This is a genomic window from Isoptericola croceus, assembly GCF_029382255.1.
Classification (GTDB): Bacteria; Actinomycetota; Actinomycetes; order Actinomycetales; family Cellulomonadaceae; genus Isoptericola; species Isoptericola croceus.
Genome location: NZ_JARLLG010000001.1, coordinates 1,139,483 through 1,156,582 on the forward strand (window position 1 = coordinate 1,139,483; position 17,100 = coordinate 1,156,582).

General features: G+C 73.1%; 17 protein-coding genes. 16 read left to right on the top strand and 1 reads right to left on the bottom strand.

Features of this window, described 5'->3' with window-relative positions; translation table 11 throughout:
* Positions 1–22: 22 nt before the first annotated feature.
* The 16 genes from PZC42_RS05250 (at position 23) to PZC42_RS05325 (ending at position 15,301) form a co-directional block, all read left to right on the top strand.
* On the top strand, positions 23–1,543 hold the full coding sequence (locus PZC42_RS05250) for an ABC transporter ATP-binding protein (RefSeq protein ID WP_277209038.1): 1,521 nt from the start codon (positions 23–25) through the stop codon (positions 1,541–1,543).
* Positions 1,540–2,907: an ABC transporter permease gene (locus PZC42_RS05255; protein WP_277209040.1), complete on the top strand. Its 1,368-nt coding sequence runs from the start codon at positions 1,540–1,542 to the stop codon at positions 2,905–2,907. Before PZC42_RS05250 ends, PZC42_RS05255 begins: the two co-directional genes overlap by 4 nt.
* On the top strand, positions 2,904–4,202 hold the full coding sequence (locus PZC42_RS05260; RefSeq protein WP_438802909.1) for an ABC transporter permease: 1,299 nt from the start codon (positions 2,904–2,906) through the stop codon (positions 4,200–4,202). Before PZC42_RS05255 ends, PZC42_RS05260 begins: the two co-directional genes overlap by 4 nt.
* Entirely contained in the window at positions 4,199–4,597 is a 399-nt protein-coding gene (locus tag PZC42_RS05265) for a cytidine deaminase (RefSeq protein WP_438802910.1), read from the top strand. The genes PZC42_RS05260 and PZC42_RS05265 overlap by 4 nt, the downstream gene beginning before the upstream one ends.
* Positions 4,594–5,889 carry a thymidine phosphorylase gene (locus PZC42_RS05270; RefSeq protein ID WP_277209044.1) on the top strand — a complete coding sequence of 432 codons (1,296 nt, stop codon included), beginning with the start codon at positions 4,594–4,596 and terminating at the stop codon, positions 5,887–5,889. The genes PZC42_RS05265 and PZC42_RS05270 overlap by 4 nt, the downstream gene beginning before the upstream one ends.
* Positions 5,890–5,901: 12 nt before the next feature.
* Positions 5,902–6,759 (top strand): hypothetical protein, encoded by an 858-nt coding sequence (locus tag PZC42_RS05275; RefSeq protein WP_277209047.1) that lies wholly within the window; start codon positions 5,902–5,904, stop codon positions 6,757–6,759.
* Between the two features lie 19 nt (positions 6,760–6,778).
* Positions 6,779–7,006, top strand: a complete 228-nt coding sequence (locus PZC42_RS05280) for an Rv3202a family protein (RefSeq protein WP_277209049.1) — start codon at positions 6,779–6,781, stop codon at positions 7,004–7,006.
* A gap of 70 nt (positions 7,007–7,076) precedes the next feature.
* Positions 7,077–7,616, top strand: coding sequence for a toxin-antitoxin system HicB family antitoxin (locus PZC42_RS05285; RefSeq protein ID WP_277209051.1), 540 nt, complete (start codon positions 7,077–7,079; stop codon positions 7,614–7,616).
* Between the two features lie 30 nt (positions 7,617–7,646).
* Complete coding sequence (locus PZC42_RS05290) at positions 7,647–8,495, top strand: DUF4097 family beta strand repeat-containing protein (RefSeq protein ID WP_277209053.1); 849 nt, start codon at positions 7,647–7,649, stop codon at positions 8,493–8,495.
* 68 nt (positions 8,496–8,563) lie between these two features.
* The gene (locus tag PZC42_RS05295; RefSeq protein WP_277209055.1) at positions 8,564–9,376 is read left to right on the top strand and encodes an ABC transporter ATP-binding protein; all 813 of its coding nucleotides are present in this window, start codon (positions 8,564–8,566) and stop codon (positions 9,374–9,376) included.
* Entirely contained in the window at positions 9,373–10,209 is an 837-nt protein-coding gene (locus PZC42_RS05300; protein WP_277209057.1) for an ABC transporter permease, read from the top strand. Before PZC42_RS05295 ends, PZC42_RS05300 begins: the two co-directional genes overlap by 4 nt.
* 18 nt (positions 10,210–10,227) lie before the next feature.
* Positions 10,228–11,322, top strand: coding sequence for an adenosine deaminase (locus PZC42_RS05305; RefSeq protein ID WP_277209060.1), 1,095 nt, complete (start codon positions 10,228–10,230; stop codon positions 11,320–11,322).
* Positions 11,319–12,074, top strand: a complete 756-nt coding sequence (gene deoC, locus PZC42_RS05310) for a deoxyribose-phosphate aldolase (RefSeq protein ID WP_277209062.1) — start codon at positions 11,319–11,321, stop codon at positions 12,072–12,074. The genes PZC42_RS05305 and deoC overlap by 4 nt, the downstream gene beginning before the upstream one ends.
* Before the next feature lie 21 nt (positions 12,075–12,095).
* The gene (locus PZC42_RS05315) at positions 12,096–12,758 is read left to right on the top strand and encodes an ABC transporter ATP-binding protein (protein WP_277209064.1); all 663 of its coding nucleotides are present in this window, start codon (positions 12,096–12,098) and stop codon (positions 12,756–12,758) included.
* On the top strand, positions 12,755–14,458 hold the full coding sequence (locus PZC42_RS05320; protein ID WP_277209067.1) for a hypothetical protein: 1,704 nt from the start codon (positions 12,755–12,757) through the stop codon (positions 14,456–14,458). Before PZC42_RS05315 ends, PZC42_RS05320 begins: the two co-directional genes overlap by 4 nt.
* 27 nt (positions 14,459–14,485) lie before the next feature.
* Positions 14,486–15,301 (top strand): siderophore-interacting protein, encoded by an 816-nt coding sequence (locus tag PZC42_RS05325; RefSeq protein ID WP_277209069.1) that lies wholly within the window; start codon positions 14,486–14,488, stop codon positions 15,299–15,301.
* A gap of 4 nt (positions 15,302–15,305) precedes the next feature.
* Here PZC42_RS05325 and PZC42_RS05330 read toward each other — a convergent pair whose 3' ends face one another.
* Entirely contained in the window at positions 15,306–17,096 is a 1,791-nt protein-coding gene (locus PZC42_RS05330) for a phospho-sugar mutase (RefSeq protein ID WP_277209071.1), read from the bottom strand.
* Positions 17,097–17,100 lie beyond the last annotated feature (4 nt).

The following is a 17,100-nucleotide window of genomic DNA, read 5'->3' on the forward strand; positions in this document are numbered from 1 at the left end:
GCGAGGAAGGGGCCTGAGCACGATGCGGCTCGAGCTGCGAGGCATCACCAAGCGTTTCGGCGCCCTGGTGGCCAACGACCACATCGACCTCGTGGTCGAGCCCGGGGAGATCCACTGCCTTCTCGGGGAGAACGGGGCCGGCAAGTCCACCCTGATGAACGTCCTGTATGGGCTGTACGACGCCGACGAGGGAGAGATCCTGCTCGACGACGAGGTGCAGTCCTTCGAGGGACCCGGCGACGCGATGACCGCCGGCATCGGCATGGTGCACCAGCACTTCATGCTGGTCCCGGTCTTCAGCGTCGCCGAGAACGTCATGCTGGGTCATGAGTCGACCCGCGGCGCGGGGGTGCTGGACCTGGCCGGTGCGCGTCGCACGGTGCGCGAGACGGCCGACCGGTTCGGGTTCCACGTCGACCCTGACGCCCTGGTCGGGGACCTCCCGGTCGGGGTGCAGCAGCGCGTCGAGATCATCAAGGCCCTGAGTCGTGACGCCAAGGTCCTCGTCTTCGACGAGCCGACGGCGGTCCTCACCCCGCAGGAGACCGACGAGCTGATGGCCATCATGCGTCAGCTCCGTGACGAGGGCGCCGCGATCGTCTTCATCACGCACAAGTTGCGCGAGGTGCGAGCGGTCGCGGACCGCATCACGGTCGTGCGCCACGGCAAGGTCGTCGGCGAGGCCGCACCGACCGCGTCCGACGTCGACCTGGCGTCCCTCATGGTGGGCCGTGCGGTCGAGCTCACCGTGCACAAGGACGCACCGCGGTACCGCGACAACGCGCTCGAGGTCGCCGGGCTCTCGGTAGCCAACGCCGACGGCCAGGTCGTGGTGGACGACATCTCGTTCACGGTCCGCGGCGGTGAGGTGCTCGTCGTCGCGGGTGTGCAGGGCAACGGCCAGACCGAGCTGACCGAGGCGCTGCTCGGACTCCAGGAGGACGTCACCGGCTCCGTCCGGCTCGACGGCCGCGAGCTCGTCGGCCGCAGCGTGCGCCAGATCCTCTCCGCGGGCGTCGGGTTCGTGCCAGAGGATCGCAGCACGGACGGGCTGGTCGGCGAATTTAGCATCGCCGAGAATCTCATCCTCGACCGGACCGACGGCCCGCCGTTCGTCCGGGCAGGTTCCCTGCAGCTCGCGCGGCGCGACGAGTTCGCCCAGGAGAAGGTCGACGAGTTCGACGTCCGCACCCAGGGCATCGACCTGCCCGTGGGCCGGCTCTCGGGAGGGAACCAGCAGAAGGTCGTCCTGGCGCGAGAGCTCTCCCGTGACCTGCGGCTGCTCGTCGCCGCCCAGCCGACCCGCGGCGTCGACGTCGGGTCGATCGAGTTCATCCACCAGCGCATCGTCGCAACCCGTGACGAGGGGCTGCCTGTGATCGTCGTCTCCACGGAGCTCGATGAGGCCGTGGCGCTCGGTGACCGGATCATGGTGCTGTACCGCGGCAAGGTGGTCGGGATCGTCCCGGCGAGCACCCCGCGCGACGTGCTCGGCCTGATGATGGCCGGTATCGCGCCCGAGGCTGAAGGGGAGGCCGCGTGAGCGGGCAGGAGAACGAAGATTCAACGCAGCAGCCACCATCGAACCCGCTCGAGGAGGAGCTCAAGCGCGTCGACGCCGAGGCTGAGCCGGGTCTCGTCGAGGAGCTCGAGCAGGAGCGAGCGCGCGAGGAGGCCGAGACCGTCGAGGTGACAGGGGACCGGTGGCGTGACGCGTTCCGGCAGATCGTCTCCGGCAGCTGGACCGTGGCCCTCGGCGCGATCCTGCTGGCCGTGCTCGCAGGGTCGATCCTCATCGTCGCGACCGACGAGGCCGTCCAGGAGGCTGCCAGCTACTTCTTCGCCCGGCCCCAGGACACGTTGAAGGCGGTCGGCGAGGCCATCGGGGGCGCCTACTCGGCGCTGTTCCGGGGCGCCGTCTACAACTACCAGGCCGACAGCTTCGCGGCGGGGATCCGTTCGTTCACGCAGACGCTCAACAACGCGACGCCGCTCATCGCCGCCGGGCTCGGTGTGGCGCTGGCCTTCCGCGCCGGGCTGTTCAACATCGGTGGTCAGGGCCAGATGCTCATGGCCGCCGTCGGTGCCGGCTGGGTGGGCTTCGGGGTCACCGGACTGCCGTTCCCGCTGCACCTGCTGCTGGCGATGGTGGCCGGGATGCTCGCCGCGGCCCTGTGGGCCGGCATTGCTGGTGCCCTCAAGGCCTTCACGGGCGCGCACGAGGTCATCAGCACCATCATGTTGAACTGGATCGCCTTCTACCTGCTGTCCTTCTTCCTCGCGACCCCCGGGCTCATGCAAGCCCCGGGATCGGCGAACCCGCGCACACCACCGATCGCCGAGTCCGCCCAGCTCCCGCCGTTGCTCGGCGACCGCTACCCCGTGCACTGGGGTTTCGTCCTCGCCCTCCTGGCGGTGGCGTACGTGTGGTGGCTGCTCAACCGCGCGTCGCTCGGCTTCTCCTACCGCGCGGTGGGCGAGAACCCGCGCGCCGCACGCGTCGCCGGCATCGACGTCGAATGGTCCACCGTCTCGGTCATGCTGATCGCCGGTGCCTTGGTGGGTCTGGCCGGAGTGACCCAGGTGCTCGGCACTGCCACGACGGGCTTCGGCGAGGGGATCGACTCCGGGATCGGGTTCGACGCGATCACGGTGGCCCTGCTCGGTGGTTCGCAGCCCGTCGGCGTGCTCTTCGCGGGCCTGCTGTTCGGGGCGTTCAAGGCTGGCGGCTCGGCGATGCAGGCCGCCGAGGGGATCCCGATCGAGATCGTCCTTGTGGTCCAGTCGCTCATCGTGCTCTTCATCGCCGCGCCGCCGTTGGTGCGGGCGATCTTCCGGCTGCCGCAACCGGCGCGCCGGACGGCGACGAAGCGAAAGAGCTCCAGCACGAAGGAGATGACGGCGTGAGTGCACCCGTGAGCCAACCTGCTCCCGCCCCGGCGCAGGAGGCCGGCGCGCGCACCATCGACAAGGTGTCGTGGAAGACTCCGATCGCACTCGGTTCCGTCCTGGTGCTCTACGTGGCCCTGCTGGCGCTCGCCCCGCACGAGGGCAGCGCACGGTTCGCACTGTCCACCTCGCGCGACTTCTTCCAGATCCCGGTGTACGTCGTACCAGCGATGTCGACGGCCTGGCTCGGCGCCGGCGTGGGGCTTCTCCTCACGGTGGCGGTGGTGCTGACCGTGCGAGCACGCCGTCGGGTGCCCCTGTGGTGGATCTCCGTCTACGCCGTGTTCTTGCTGGTCGGTTTCCTCGCCTGGGCGGCAGCTGGCAGCCCGCGCGACCTGTCGGTCGTGGGCCTGCTGAGCGGCGCGGTGGTCCTGGCGGTGCCGATCGTCTACGGCTCGCTCAGCGGTGTCATCGGTGAACGCTCCGGCGTCATCAACATCGCCATCGAGGCCCAGCTGCTGGCCGGTGCCTTCAGCGCGGCGGTCGTGGCCTCGCTGACAGGCAGCCCGTGGGCCGGCCTGCTGGCGGCGATGGTGGCCGGCATGCTGGTCGCCCTCGTGCTCGGGCTGTTCGCGATCACCTACCGGGTGGTCCAGATCATCGTGGGTGTCGTGCTCAACGTGCTGGTGATCGGCCTGACGAGCTTCTTCTACTCCCAGGTGCTGGTGCCCAACACCGAGCTGCTCAACTCCACGACCCGGTTCCCGCGCCTGCCCATCCCGTTCCTCGACCGCATCCCCGTCGTGGGGCCGGTGCTGTTCAACCAGACGATCCTCGTCTACCTGATGTTCGTCGTCGTCCTCGCCGTCTGGTTCGCGCTGTACCGCACGCGGTGGGGGCTGCGGGTGCGAGCCGTCGGGGAGCACCCGAAGGCGGCCGACACCGTGGGCATCAACGTGCTCGCCACGCGCTACCGCGCGGTGCTCATCGCCGGTGCGATCGCCGGCATGGGTGGTGCGTTCTACACGGTGGTCTCCATCAACCAGTTCGGTCGCGAGATGACGGCGGGCGCCGGCTTCATCGCCCTGGCGGCGATGATCTTCGGCAAGTGGGACCCCATCAAGGCCGCGCTGGCGGGTCTGCTCTTCGGGTTCGCGACGAACCTGCAGAACGTGCTGTCGGTGGTCGGCTCGCCGGTCCCGAGCCAGTTCATGCTCATGCTGCCGTACGTGGTGACGCTCTTCGCGGTGGCCGGTCTGGTCGGCCGGTCGCAGCCACCGGCGGCCAACGGACAGGCGTACGTCAAGGAATGAGCGTGGACGACGTCGATTGGGGTGCGTTGCGCGAGGCGGCCCGTGCGGTCGCTCGCCGCGCCTACGCGCCCTACTCGGGCTTCCCTGTCGGCGCGGCCGCCTACTCGGACGACGGCCGGCTGCTGGTGGGCTGCAACGTGGAGAACGCCGCCTACGGCGTGACACTGTGCGCCGAGTGCTCCCTGGTCTCCGCGCTCGTCACGGGAGGCGGTGGGCGGCTCGTCGCCTTCACCTGCGTGAACGGGGCCGGAGACGTCATCACCCCCTGCGGCCGGTGCCGGCAGCTCCTGTGGGAGCACGGCGGCGCCGACCTGCTCGTCGAGACGCCTGACGGCGTCGTACCCATGTCCGCGATGCTGCCGCAGGCATTCGGACCGGAGGACCTGAAACGATGAACGAACCCTTCGACGCTGTCGACGTCATCCGGACCAAGCGCGACCGGGCGGACCTGTCGTCCGCGCAGATCGACTGGGTCGTCGACGCCTACACCCGCGGTGTGGTCGCGGAGGAGCAGATGTCGGCCCTCGCCATGGCGATCCTGCTCAACGGCATGAGTCGCGTCGAGATCGCCCGGTGGACGCAGGCCATGATCGCCTCGGGCGAGCGCATGGACTTCTCCGGTCTGTCCCGCCCGACGGCGGACAAGCACTCCACCGGTGGGGTGGGAGACAAGATCACGCTGCCGCTGGCACCGCTCGTCGCGGTGTTCGGTGTGGCCGTGCCGCAGCTCTCGGGCCGAGGGCTCGGTCACACGGGTGGCACGCTGGACAAGCTCGAGTCGATCCCCGGATGGCGCGCGGGTCTGAGCAACGACGAGATCCTCGCCCAGCTCGAGGACGTCGGGGCGGTGATCTGCGCTGCGGGGGCCGGGCTCGCGCCGGCCGACAAGAAGCTCTACGCACTGCGTGACGTCACCGGCACGGTCGAGGCGATCCCGCTGATCGCGAGCTCCATCATGTCGAAGAAGATCGCCGAGGGCACCGGCGCACTGGTGCTGGACGTCAAGGTCGGTTCGGGCGCGTTCATGAAGGACGCCGCGCAGGCGCGTGAGCTGGCGCGCACCATGGTCGAGCTCGGCACCGACGCCGGGGTGCGTACCGTCGCTCTGCTCACCGACATGTCCGTGCCGCTCGGACGGACCGCGGGCAATGCCCTGGAGGTGCGCGAGTCCGTGGAGGTGCTCGACGGCGGCGGCCCGGCCGACGTCGTCGACCTCACCGTGGCGCTGGCCGTGGAGATGCTGGACGCGGCGGGGCGGCCGACGGCGGAGAGCGAGGTCCGCGCGGCGCTGCAGGACGGCCGGGCGATGGATGCCTGGCGGCGGATGATCGCTGCCCAGGGGGGCGACCCGGACGCCGAGCTGCCGGTGGCGAAGCACAACGAGCAGGTGCGGGCGGACAGCACCGGGGTGCTGGCCGAGCTGGACGCGTACGCCGTCGGCGTCGCGGCGTGGCGGCTCGGTGCCGGGCGTTCCCGCAAGGAGGATCCGGTGCAGGCCGGAGCCGGTGTGGAGATCCACGTCCGCCCGGGGGAGCAGGTGGTCGCCGGGCAACCGGTGATGACGCTGCACAGCGACACTCCGGAGAGGTTCGACCGCGCGCGGGCAGCGCTCGACGGCGGGTGGCGCGTGGCGCCGTCGGGCACGCCGGTGGCGCGGCGGCCGATCGTCCTCGACCGCATCCACTGACGCGCGGCGGTCATGGGAGCGGGGGTCGGTGCGCTGCGGCTGACCGACCTGCTCGCGGCCGCGAGGCTCTTCGCCGGCCCGGTGCCCCACCTGCGGGACGTTCCACCGGCGGGGCCACAGGTCCCGCACCTTGTGGAGGTCGCGCTGCGTGCCGTCGACCCGCACGTGCGGGCGCAGGTGCTCGACCCGCTGGGTCGCCGGCGGGCGGTACCGAGCCTCGGTCGCCCCGCGCCGCTGCTCCTGCCGGAGCTGTTCCCGGCCGCTCCCGGGGGCGCGTCGGCGGGGGCGCGGCAGGTCGACGCGACGACGTGCGGTGCCGCGGTGCTCGTCCTGCTGCGGCTGGCGGGCGACCCGGAGTCGGCGCTCGCCCTGGCTCGTGCTCCGGGCGGCGCCCGGCAGGCGTTCGCGTCGATGCAGCGCGAGACCCACGCTCGCACGCGACGGTGGTGGCCGCAGGCCCTGGGCACGCCCCCATGGGGTGCTGCACGGGAGGCGCGGTACTCCTCGGTGCGCTACACGCACCGGGTGGTCGGGGCTCGTGACCCCTCGCAGGGGCCTCGCGGCGTGCTCGCGGCAGCCGTCGCGGCGGCGGCCGCCGGGGTCCCCGTGCCGCTCTACACCGGCGGGGACCTGCGGCGGGGGCCGGCTGCGGCCGTCCCGCGGCACGTCGTCCTGCTGGCGGACGTCCGTGACGTGGCAGGCCGGGCCACGGTGACGCTGTACGAGCCGTCCTCGGGTGCGCTGCACGCGATGCCCACGGACGCTCTGCGCGGGCCCGGCGGTGGCCCCCGCGCGGAGCGGGCGCGCTTGCGTGCCCTGGGCGGCTGGCCCCACGTCGTGTGGGCGGTCCTGCCTCGCGAGGCACGGTGATCCGGGCCAGCATGGGGACATGAGCACGACACCCTCTGACGCCTGGCGCGACGCCGGCCTGGAAGTCCCTGACGAGACCACGAGCCTGGTGGAGGAGTCGAGCACGTCCCCGGCGGCTCCCGCGCACGAGGCGGAGACGGACGAGTACCGGCCGGCGACACCACGCCCTGACCTGGAGGGGGAGGCGTCGGAAGCCGACGTCGCTGAGCAGGCGAGCGCGGTGCCGACGCCCGACGATGACGAGTGACACCACAATGGCGTCAAACATGACGCCATAGATCTTGCGCTGACACCATAGATGGTGTCATAGTGGTGTCATGGACCTGACCAGATATGTCGAGCAACTGCAGCACCAGCTCGCCGTCGCAGCCGCCGCCGGTGGGGACGAGGCGCGCGAGCTCGCCGAGCGTCTGACCGCCCCGCTCGAGGCCGCCGTCCGGCTCGTGCTGCTCGAGGCGCTCTCGAACGCAGCCGGTGACATCTCAGCCGAGCTCGCGCCCGGCTCGGTCGACGTGCGCCTGCGCGGAGGCGACCCCGAGTTCGTCGTGCTGCCCGCCGCCGCGCCCACCGACTCGGCCCCGTCCGACCCCGTCGTGGCGGCGCCGTCGGTCCCGACGTCGGAGGGGCAGCCGCCGGCGGCCGACGCCGACACCGGCGCCACGACGCGCACCACCCTGCGGCTGCCCGACCACCTCAAGGCCAAGGTCGAGCTCGCCGCCGCCCGGGACGGCGTCTCGGTCAACACCTGGCTCGTCCGCGCAGTCACCGCCGCCGTCGAACAGGCCACCGGCGGGCCCGCCAGTCCACCCCGTCCCGGCGCGCCGGGCTCCCGCCGTCACACCGGCTGGGTGCGCTGAGCACCCCCTCACACCACTCAGGAGACTCCCATGCCCACGTTCCCCGCCCCGCACCCCGTCCCGGTCGTCGTGGACGTCCCTTTCGCCAACCTGCACCTCGTCGCCTCCGAGCGTGACGACGTCGTCGTCACGGTGCTGCCCACCGACCCGACGAAGTCCGGCAGCGTCCGTGCCGCCGAGGAGATCCGCATCGACCGGGACGGCGACTCGGTCAAGCTGACCTACCCCGGCTCCTGGAAACAGTTTGTCCTCCCCTTCGCCGCCGGGACCGCCAACATCACGGTCGAGCTGCCCGCAGGCTCTGACCTGCGCGGCAAGGCAGGGTCGCTCTACGCCGAAGGCGCGCTCCGCCACGTCGACCTGACGCTCTCCAGCGGTGACGCCAGGCTGGACGACGTCGACCGCCTCGACCTGAAGGTGTCCGCCGGCTCCGTCGTCGTCGGCCGGGTCGCCGGCGTCGCCGGGATCAAGGCGAGCGCGGGCTCCGTCCGCATCGACGAGGTCGGCGGCGAGGCGGTCATCCGGGCGAGCAACGGGACGACCCGCGTGGGCTCCGTGACGGGCACTCTCGAGGTGCACGGGGCGCACGGCGACATCGACGTAAGGCGCGTGCGGGGTGCTCTCACCGCCCGCTCCGCCCATGCCGGGATCCGGGTCGCGAACATCGAGTCCGGCAGCGCCACGCTCAGCACGTCCTTCGGGTCGATCGAGGTGGGTGTGCCCGAGGGCACCGTCGCCCACCTCGACATCGCCTCCGAGCGCGGCGCCGTCCGCAACCAGCTCACCCCCACCGAGGGCCCCGTCGAGGACGAGGCCACCGCCGAGATCTCGGCCACGACCGGTTTCGGTGACGTCGTCGTCCACCGGCCGGACGCCTGAGGACCGCTCGCCACCTGACTGCCACCCACCACCTCGCACGTCCACCACCACACCGGAGGAGCTCCGTCATGCCCGGAAACACCCCTGCGCCCGCGATCGAGGTCGCCGGCCTGCGCAAGTCCTTCCCGACCAGGACCAAGAAGGGCGACCATGTCGTGCTCGACGGCGTCGACCTCGTCGTCCCCACCGGTACGGTCACCGCCCTGCTCGGCCCCAACGGCGCCGGCAAGACCACCGCCGTCGGCGTCCTGTCGACGCTGCTGAGGGCCGACGCCGGCACCGTCCGTGTCGCCGGCCACGACGTCCACGACGACCCGGGCGCAGTCCGCGCGTCGATCGGCGTCACCGGCCAGATCACCGCCGTCGACGACCTGCTCACCGGGACCGAGAACCTGCGCCTCATGGCCGACCTGCACCACCTCGGCCGCGCCGCCGGGCGCCGCCGCACCGCCGAGCTGCTCGAGCAGTTCGGCCTCACCGAGGCGGCCGGCAAGCCCGTGGCGACCTACTCCGGCGGGATGAAGCGCAAGCTCGACCTCGCGATGACCCTCGTCGGCGCACCGTCGGTCGTCTTCCTCGACGAGCCCACCACCGGCCTGGACCCGCGCAGCCGCCGCACGCTGTGGGACGAGGTGCGCAGCCTCGTCGCGGGCGGGACGACCATCCTGCTCACGACCCAGTACCTCGAGGAGGCGGATCGGCTCGCCGACCACGTCGCAGTGCTCGACGGCGGCCGCATCGTCGCCGAGGGCACCCCCGCCGAGCTCAAGAGCGTCCACGACGCCGGATCGCTGGACGACGTGTTCCTCGCACTGACCGAACCGCCGACCGGGGACGGCTCTGCCGACGACCCCGCGACATCGAAGGAGAACGTCCGATGACCACCCTCGTCACAGCCACGTCCACGACGGCGCGCCCGCGCCCTGTCGCCGACGTCCTGACCATGCTGCGCCGCAGCCTGCTGCGCGCGGTGCGCTACCCGGGACTGACCGTCTTCCTGGTCGCCGGCCCGCTGGTGATGCTGCTGCTGTTCGTCTACGTCTTCGGCGGGGCCTTCGGCGCCGGCGTGATGCCCGGCGTCGCACCCGGTGCCGAGGGCCGTGCGGCCTACCTGGAGTACATCACCCCCACACTCCTCGTCATCACCGTGGTCGGCGGGGCCACGTCGGTCGCCACCAGCGCCGCCATGGACGCTGCCGGTGGCATCATGGCGCGTTTCAAGACGATGGCGATCGCACCCGGGTCCGTGCTGTCCGGGCAGGTGCTCGGGTTCCTCGTCCAGGCGCTCGCGGCCCTCGTGCTGGTGATCGGCGCCGCGTTCGCGATGGGCTACCGGCCCGGTGCCGGCGCGCTCGACTGGCTCGCCCTGCTCGGCCTCTTCGCCCTGCTGGGACTCGCTCTCAACTGGTTGTGCGTCGCCATGGGGCTGAACTCACGCAGCGTGGAGTCGGCCAGCAACGCGCCGATGATCCTGCTGCTCCTGCCCTTCCTGGGCAGCGGGTTCGTGCCGGTCGACACCATGCCGGCCGCCGTGCGCTGGTTCGCGGAGTACCAGCCGTTCACTCCCGTCATCGAGACTGCTCGCGGCCTGCTCGCCGGCGGTGCGGGGCTCGAGGGTGCCGTCGCGGCACAGGCGGTGGGCTGGTGCGTGGTGCTCGGGGTCGCCGGCTACGCCTGGGCGCGCTCGCTCTACCGCCGCGAGCGCCGCCTCTGAACGGGTAGGTTGGGGGTCATGACGCAAGCCCTCCTCGACGCGATCCCCGACCTGCCCAAGGTCCTGCTCCACGACCACCTCGACGGGGGAGTGCGCCCGCAGACCGTGCTCGAGCTGGCCGAGGAGGTGGGCCACGAGCTGCCCGCCTCCGACGCCGAGTCGCTGGGCACCTGGTTCCGCGACGCCGCGGACTCGGGCTCGCTGCCGCGCTACCTCGAGACGTTCGACCACACGATCGCCGTCATGCAGACGCCGGAGGCGCTTGCCCGGGTCGCGCGGGAGGCGGTCCTGGACCTGGCGGCCGACGGCGTGGTCTACGCCGAGCAGCGGTGGGCGCCGGAGCAGCACCTGCGGCGCGGGATGACCCTGCCCGAGACGGTCGAGGCCGTGCAGGCCGGGATCGACGCGGGCGTGCGGGAGGCGGCGGCCGCGGGCCGGACGATCCGCGTCGGTCAGCTCGTGACCGCCATGCGGCACACCGACCGGTGGGTCGAGATCGCCGAGCTCGCGGTGGCCTACCGCGGCGCCGGGTCGGTCGGGTTCGACATCGCCGGGCCTGAGGACGGGTTCCCGCCGGACCGCCACGCCGGTGTCTGGCGCTTCCTGGCCGAGCAGAACTTCCCCACGACGATCCATGCGGGGGAGGCGGCCGGGCTCGACTCGATCGCCCAGGCCGTGCACCTGGGACAGGCCGACCGCATCGGTCACGGCGTGCGGATCGCGGACGACATCACGTTCGACCGCGAGGCCGGTACGGCGCAGCTCGGCGAGCTGGCCCACTGGGTCCGTGACCACCAGATCGCCCTGGAGGTCTGCCCGGTGTCCAACCTGCAGACCGGCGCCGCGACGTCGATCGCCGAGCACCCGATCACGCGGCTCAAGGAGCTGGACTTCGCGGTCACGCTCAACACCGACAACCGCCTGATGTCGGCCACGTCGATGTCGCACGAGATGCGTCGCCTCGTCAGCGAGGCGGGCTGGACCATCGACGACCTGGCCGACGTGACGCTCACGGCCGCGTGGAGCGCCTTCGTGCACCACGACGAGCGCCGCGAGCTCGTCGACGAGCTGATCCTGCCCGGTTACCAGAAGGTCGAGGGGGCCGTTCGATGAACGCAGGGACGACCGCCGGCAGCCCCGCGCCGACGACGAGGGCGGAGCTCGCCCGGTTCGTGGACCACACGCTGCTCAAGCCGGAGTCGACGTCCGCCGACGTCACCGCGCTCGTCACCGAGGGCGCCGAGCTGGGGGTCTTCTCCGTGTGCGTGTCGCCCACGTTCGTGGCGCACGCCGTCGAGGTCGCCGCCGGCCGGCTGGCCGTGGCGACGGTGTGCGGGTTCCCTTCCGGCAAGCACGCCAGCGACATCAAGGCGGCCGAAGCCGCCCGTTCGGTGCTCGACGGCGCCGACGAGGTCGACATGGTGATCGACGTCGGCGTGGCGACGTCCGGCGGTTTCGACCTGGTGCAGGCCGACATCGCGGCCGTGCGCTCGGCGGTGCCGAGGGACAAGGTGCTCAAGGTCATCATCGAGTCCGCGGCGCTGGACGACGACGAGATCGTCGCGGTGTGCCGGGCGGCGGAGGCCGCGGGTGCGGACTTCGTCAAGACGTCGACGGGCTTCCACCCGGCCGGCGGCGCCACGGTCCACGCTGTGGAGGTCATGGCTCGGACGGTGGGCGGGCGACTCGGGATCAAGGCCTCCGGCGGCGTCCGCACGCTCGAGAGCGCCCAGGCGATGATCGCCGCGGGCGCCACCCGGCTCGGGCTGTCCGGCACCGCGGCCGTCCTGGCAGGGTTCGACGACGACGACGCCGCAGCCGGTGACGCCACGGCCGGGGGCACGGTGGGCTCCGGCGACTACTGAACGCCTGTTAGCGTCGGCGCCATGACCAGCGCCGACAGAGGTGACCCGCTCGTCGAGGTGCACGAGGCGACGCGCACGCACGGCAGCGTCCAGGTACTCGGCCCGACGTCGCTGACGCTGCACGCGGGCGAGGTCGCCGCCGTCGTGGGTGCCAACGGCAGCGGCAAGTCCACGTTGCTGCGGCTCGTCGCCGGCACGGACGCACCGACGTCGGGCAGCGTGCGCACGCTCGGGCTGCCCGCCTCGCGCGCCCGGCTGCGCCGGCGCGAGGACGTCACGCTCCTGCTGGGCGGGCTGCCGACCTACCGCGATCTGACGGTGGCGGAGCACCTGCGCCTCGTCAGCTCGGCCTGGGCCGGGCGGCACACGATGGCGAGCGTGGCCGAGACCCTGGCCGAGGCGGAGCTGGACCGGGTGCGCGACCAGTTCCCCTCCGAGCTGTCGTCGGGGGAGGGGCAGCTGTTCGCCCTGGCGGCCACGCTGTACCGGCCCGCACGGCTCGTGCTGCTCGACGAGCCCGAGCAACGTCTCGACGCCCGGTGGCGCACCGTCGCCCGACGGCTGGTCGCCCGGGCCCTCGACGACGGGCGCACGGTGCTCGTCGCCACCCACGACGCCGGTCTGCGCGACGACGTCGCGGCGCGCGGCCAGGTGGTCGAGCTGGCCGCTCCGGGGCCGCGATGAGCGTTTCTCCGGTCGCAGAGACGGGCGGGGCCGGGCAGCCCGCGCTGCGGGTGCCGTACGCGCCGTGGCGGCGCTGGGTCGGTCAGGTGCGCCGCCGCTCGGCGCTGGCCCGGGCGACCGATGCGGGCGGGGACCCGGGCGACCGGGTCTACGTCGTCTACGGTGTCGCGCTGCTCGCCCTCGTCTACGGCCCGATCCTGTGGTCGGCGCTGGCCCTGACCGGCCTGCCCCTCGCAGACCGCGACGCCGAGGTGACGGCCGGGCAGTGGAGCTCGGGCGCGTTCGACGCCCTGGTGGTGGTCGGGCTGTGCGTCGGCGGCCTGGTCTGCCTGCTGGCCCTGGCCGTCGCCCGTGCCGGCGGGCCGGTGTGGACCAGTCCGCCGGAGGCGACGTTCGTGCTCGCCGGTCAGTTCCCCCCGGTCGCGGTGCTCTGGCGCCGGGTCGTCCTGCTCTCGGTCGGGGCAGCGCTGATCGCCGCCTTCGGTGCGTCCGCAATCGCGGCGGGCGCACTGGGCGTCGTCGGTGGTGCGGAGCCCGTCCACGAGGCGAACGCCGCCGACGTCGTCGGCTGGTCGGCGGTGGCGGCGCTCGCGGTCCAGGTGCCGCTGATGGTCGGCGTGGCAGCCCAGTGCCCACGCTGGCTGACGCGCGCCCGTCAGGCTGCCGGGGTGCTCGTCGGTCTGGGCGTGCTGGCGCTGGTGCTGGAGGTCGCCTCCCCACGGGTGCGTGCCGCCGTCGGGCCGGCGTGCCTCGACGCCGCGGGTACCGCGACGGCGTGCTCCCTGGCGACGGGGCCGGGAGCGGGTGTGCTGGGGATCGCCGGCGCCGCGGCCGGGCTGAGCGTGTGGCTCGTGGTGCGGGTGCTGCCGGGCGAGATCGACCTCGACGCGACGGCGTCGGCTCAGCGCAGCACCGTGGCCACCGCGCAGGCACTGGCCGGCGGGGAGGCGGGCGGACTGGCCGACCTGCTGGGCCCGGTCCGGCTGCAGGGCCGCACCCGGACGCTCTGGCAGCCGCTGCTGCGCCGCGCGCCGGTCGTGGCGCGGGACCTGCTCGGCGTGCGGCGTCGGGCCTGGCCCGTCGTGGGCTCCGTGCTCACCGGGACGGGCGGTGGGTTGCTGGTCCTGGCGGGGGTCCCGTCGACCGCCGGCCCGGGGTCCGCGTTCGCCGTCGTCCTGGGATCCGCCGCGCTGTACGCCGCTTCGGCCACCTGGACGAGCGGCCTGCGCGACATGGCCTCCCAGGCCCGGCCCGGCGGGCTTCTGCCGGGTGGCGTCGGTCGTGTCGTGGCGGGACACCTCGTGGTTCCGGCGCTGCTCGGGCTGCTGTCCGTCGGCGCGGCGCTCGGCCTGGCGGCTCTCGTCGGGCTCTCGGGGCTACCTGGCGACGGCACCTCGGCGGTGGTCGCTGCGATCGGCTCGGCGGTGGTCGTCCTGGCCGTGCGGTGCTGGGTCGCCGGGGCGACGACGGTCCCGGCCGAGCTGTTCACCCCCGTGAGCGCCCCCGGCGGTGGCGACGCCTCGACCCTGGTCGTCGTGGCGTGGTTCGTGCGTGGGTGGCTGGTGGTCGTCGGGGTGGCATGGACGCTTCACCGCGCGTCCGGCGGGGGCATGGCCGGGCTGACCGGTGTCGCCGTGGTCCTGCTGCTGTGCTCCGCCTGGTTCGTGCGGTCGACGGTGCGGCGCCTTCGCCGGGCGTGACTGCGATGCAGGTTAGGCTCACCTACTATGAATGACTCGACGCAGCGCGGTGCCCCTCCCGCACGCCGGCGCACCCCGCACCACGCGACCGTCGCCGCCGTGCGCTGGCTCACCCCGCACATGGTCCGCCTCACCCTCGCCGGTGAGTCCCTGGACGTGATCGAGCGGCCCGCGGCGACCGACCTCTACCTCAAGCTGGTCGTCGCCGATCCGCCGACGCCGGACGCCCGCCCGGTGGTGCGCAGCTACACGGTCCGCGCCGTGCGCGACGGCGAGTGGGACGTGGACTTCGTGGTGCACGGGGACAAGGGCCTCGCCGGGCCGTGGGCCGCCCGGGTGCAGCCCGGCGAGCGGGTGACGTTCCTCGGTCCGGGTGGCTCCTACACCCCCGACCTCACGGCACCGTGGCACCTGTTCGTCGGCGACGACGCCGCGTGGCCGGCCATCGCGGCGTCGATCGAGTCCCTGCCCGCCGGTACGATGGCGCACGCGTTCGTCGAGGTCCCCGGCCCGGCGGACGAGCAGGAGATCGCCACGTCCGCCGACCTGCGCCTCACCTGGGTCCACCGGGGTTCCGCCGGGCTGACCGAGACCGTGCGCGCCGCTCACGCGTCCGGTGAGCTGCCGGACGGCGTCCCGCACGCGTTCCTGCACGGCGAGGCCTCGTGCGTCCGCGAGCTGCGCCGCTGGGCCCGTGCCGAGCTGGGCGTGGGTACCGACCGGCTGTCCGCCTCCGGGTACTGGCGCCGGGGGCACGACGACGAGGCGTGGCGCGCCACCAAGCGCGACTGGAACGCCGCCGTCGAGCAGGACGACGCCGAGCTCGCCGCGCCCTGCCCGTGACGCGTCAGAGACCGAGGGCGGTCGCCATCTCACGCTTCAGGCCATCGAGCCGTTCGTGCGCCACGACCCGGGCCTTGCCGACGTCGAGGGCGGAGGCGTCCGGCGCGACGTCGGAGACCACCTCGAGGTAGCACTTCACCTTCGGCTCGGTGCCCGACGGTCGGACGATCACCCGTGACCTGTCCTCGGCCAGCAGCAGGATCCCGTCGGTGGGCGGCAGCCCCTCGTAGCCGTCGGCGAGGTCTGCGACCGTCCGTACCGGCGAGCCGCCCAGCGACGACGGCGGGGCCGAGCGGAGCCGGGACATCGTCTCGGGGATCTGCGCCAGGTCCTCGAAGCGTGCCGAGAGCTGGTCGGTGACGTACAGGCCGTGCTCACGGGCGACGTCGTCGAGCGCGTCGATGAGCGTCCGCCCGGACGCCTTGAGCCTGGCCGCGAGCGTCGCGACGACGACGGCGGCGCTGATGCCGTCCTTGTCGCGCACGTGGGCCGGGTCCACGCAGTACCCGAGCGCCTCCTCGTAGCCGAAGACCAGGCCGGGGGTGCGGGAGATCCACTTGAAGCCGGTCAGCGTCGTCGCGTGGTCGACGCCCGCATGCTCCGCCAGGCGGGCCAGGACCCGGGACGAGACGACGGACGAGGCGACGACGGCGCGGTGGGCGAGGGCGCTCCCGGCACCACCGCCAACTGCCGCGCGCCGCACCGCCTCGGCCCCCAGGAGCGCGCCCACCTCGTCCCCGTGCAGCATCCGCCACCCGCTGGCCCGTGCCGTCTCGACACCCAGGTGGGTCCCCTGCGTGACGTCCAGCACCGCGACGGCGCACCGGTCGGCGTCCGGGTCGTTGGCGATCACCAGGTCGGCCCCGGTGTCGACCGCCAGGCCGAGCGCCATGTCCATCGCCCCGGCCTCCTCCGGGTTGGGGAAGGAGACCGAGGGGAAGTCCGGGTCCGGGTAGGACTGCTCCTCGACGGGCACCACCTGGGTGAACCCGGCCCCCGCCAGGGCACGGGCGAGGGTGCGCCCACCCACGCCGTGCAGCGACGTCGTGACGATGCGCAGCCGGGCCGCGGTCTCCGGAGCCACCTGCGCGACACCGCCCACCGACGCCAGGTAGGCGTCGGCGACGTCGTGGTCCAGCACGGTCCAGCCGCCGTCGGCCCGGGGCACCTCGTCGGGGTGGCCGACACCGGCGATCCGCTCGGCGATCAGTGCGTCGTGGGGCGGGACGATCTGTGCGCCCTGCCCGGCGTCGGTGACGACCCGTCCGCCGAGGTACACCTTGTAGCCGTTGTCGGCGGCCGGGTTGTGGCTGGCGGTCACCATGACACCGGCGTCGGCGGACAGGTGCCGCACGGCGAACGCGAGCACCGGCGTGGGCAGCGGGCCCGGCAGCATCAGCACCTCGGCACCGGCCGCGGCCAGCACGGCGGCGGTGTCACGAGCGAAGGTGGCCGACCGGTGACGGGCGTCGTGGCCGACGACGACGCGCGGTCCGGAGCCCGGCCCCAGCGCGTCCGTGAGATAGGCGCCCAGCCCGGCCGCGGCGCCGATGGCGACCGCTCGGTTCATGCGGTTCGGGCCGGCCGCCATCTCACCCCGTAGGCCGGCCGTACCGAACTGCAGCGTCCCCGCGAAGCGGTCGCGCAGCTCGGCGAGCGCCGACGGGTGGCGTGCACCGTCGTCCGCCGTCGCGAACTCGACCAGCCGGGTGAGCTCGTCGACGTCGGTGTCGTCCACGTCGTGGCGGATCCAGGCCTCCACGCGGTCCAGCAGCGTGTCCAACGGTTCGCTCATCTTG

Coding starts and splice junctions, on each gene's coding strand:
- PZC42_RS05320 (WP_277209067.1), top strand. CDS start 12,755: ATGAGCGTTTCTCCGGTCGCAGAGACGGGCGGGGCCGGGCAGCCCGCG.
- PZC42_RS05250 (WP_277209038.1), top strand. CDS start 23: ATGCGGCTCGAGCTGCGAGGCATCACCAAGCGTTTCGGCGCCCTGGTG.
- PZC42_RS05315 (WP_277209064.1), top strand. CDS start 12,096: ATGACCAGCGCCGACAGAGGTGACCCGCTCGTCGAGGTGCACGAGGCG.
- PZC42_RS05275 (WP_277209047.1), top strand. CDS start 5,902: ATGGGAGCGGGGGTCGGTGCGCTGCGGCTGACCGACCTGCTCGCGGCC.
- PZC42_RS05330 (WP_277209071.1), bottom strand. CDS start 17,096: ATGAGCGAACCGTTGGACACGCTGCTGGACCGCGTGGAGGCCTGGATC.
- PZC42_RS05290 (WP_277209053.1), top strand. CDS start 7,647: ATGCCCACGTTCCCCGCCCCGCACCCCGTCCCGGTCGTCGTGGACGTC.
- PZC42_RS05270 (WP_277209044.1), top strand. CDS start 4,594: ATGAACGAACCCTTCGACGCTGTCGACGTCATCCGGACCAAGCGCGAC.
- PZC42_RS05285 (WP_277209051.1), top strand. CDS start 7,077: ATGGACCTGACCAGATATGTCGAGCAACTGCAGCACCAGCTCGCCGTC.
- PZC42_RS05265 (WP_438802910.1), top strand. CDS start 4,199: ATGAGCGTGGACGACGTCGATTGGGGTGCGTTGCGCGAGGCGGCCCGT.
- PZC42_RS05280 (WP_277209049.1), top strand. CDS start 6,779: ATGAGCACGACACCCTCTGACGCCTGGCGCGACGCCGGCCTGGAAGTC.
- PZC42_RS05295 (WP_277209055.1), top strand. CDS start 8,564: ATGCCCGGAAACACCCCTGCGCCCGCGATCGAGGTCGCCGGCCTGCGC.
- PZC42_RS05325 (WP_277209069.1), top strand. CDS start 14,486: ATGAATGACTCGACGCAGCGCGGTGCCCCTCCCGCACGCCGGCGCACC.
- PZC42_RS05300 (WP_277209057.1), top strand. CDS start 9,373: ATGACCACCCTCGTCACAGCCACGTCCACGACGGCGCGCCCGCGCCCT.
- PZC42_RS05305 (WP_277209060.1), top strand. CDS start 10,228: ATGACGCAAGCCCTCCTCGACGCGATCCCCGACCTGCCCAAGGTCCTG.
- deoC (WP_277209062.1), top strand. CDS start 11,319: ATGAACGCAGGGACGACCGCCGGCAGCCCCGCGCCGACGACGAGGGCG.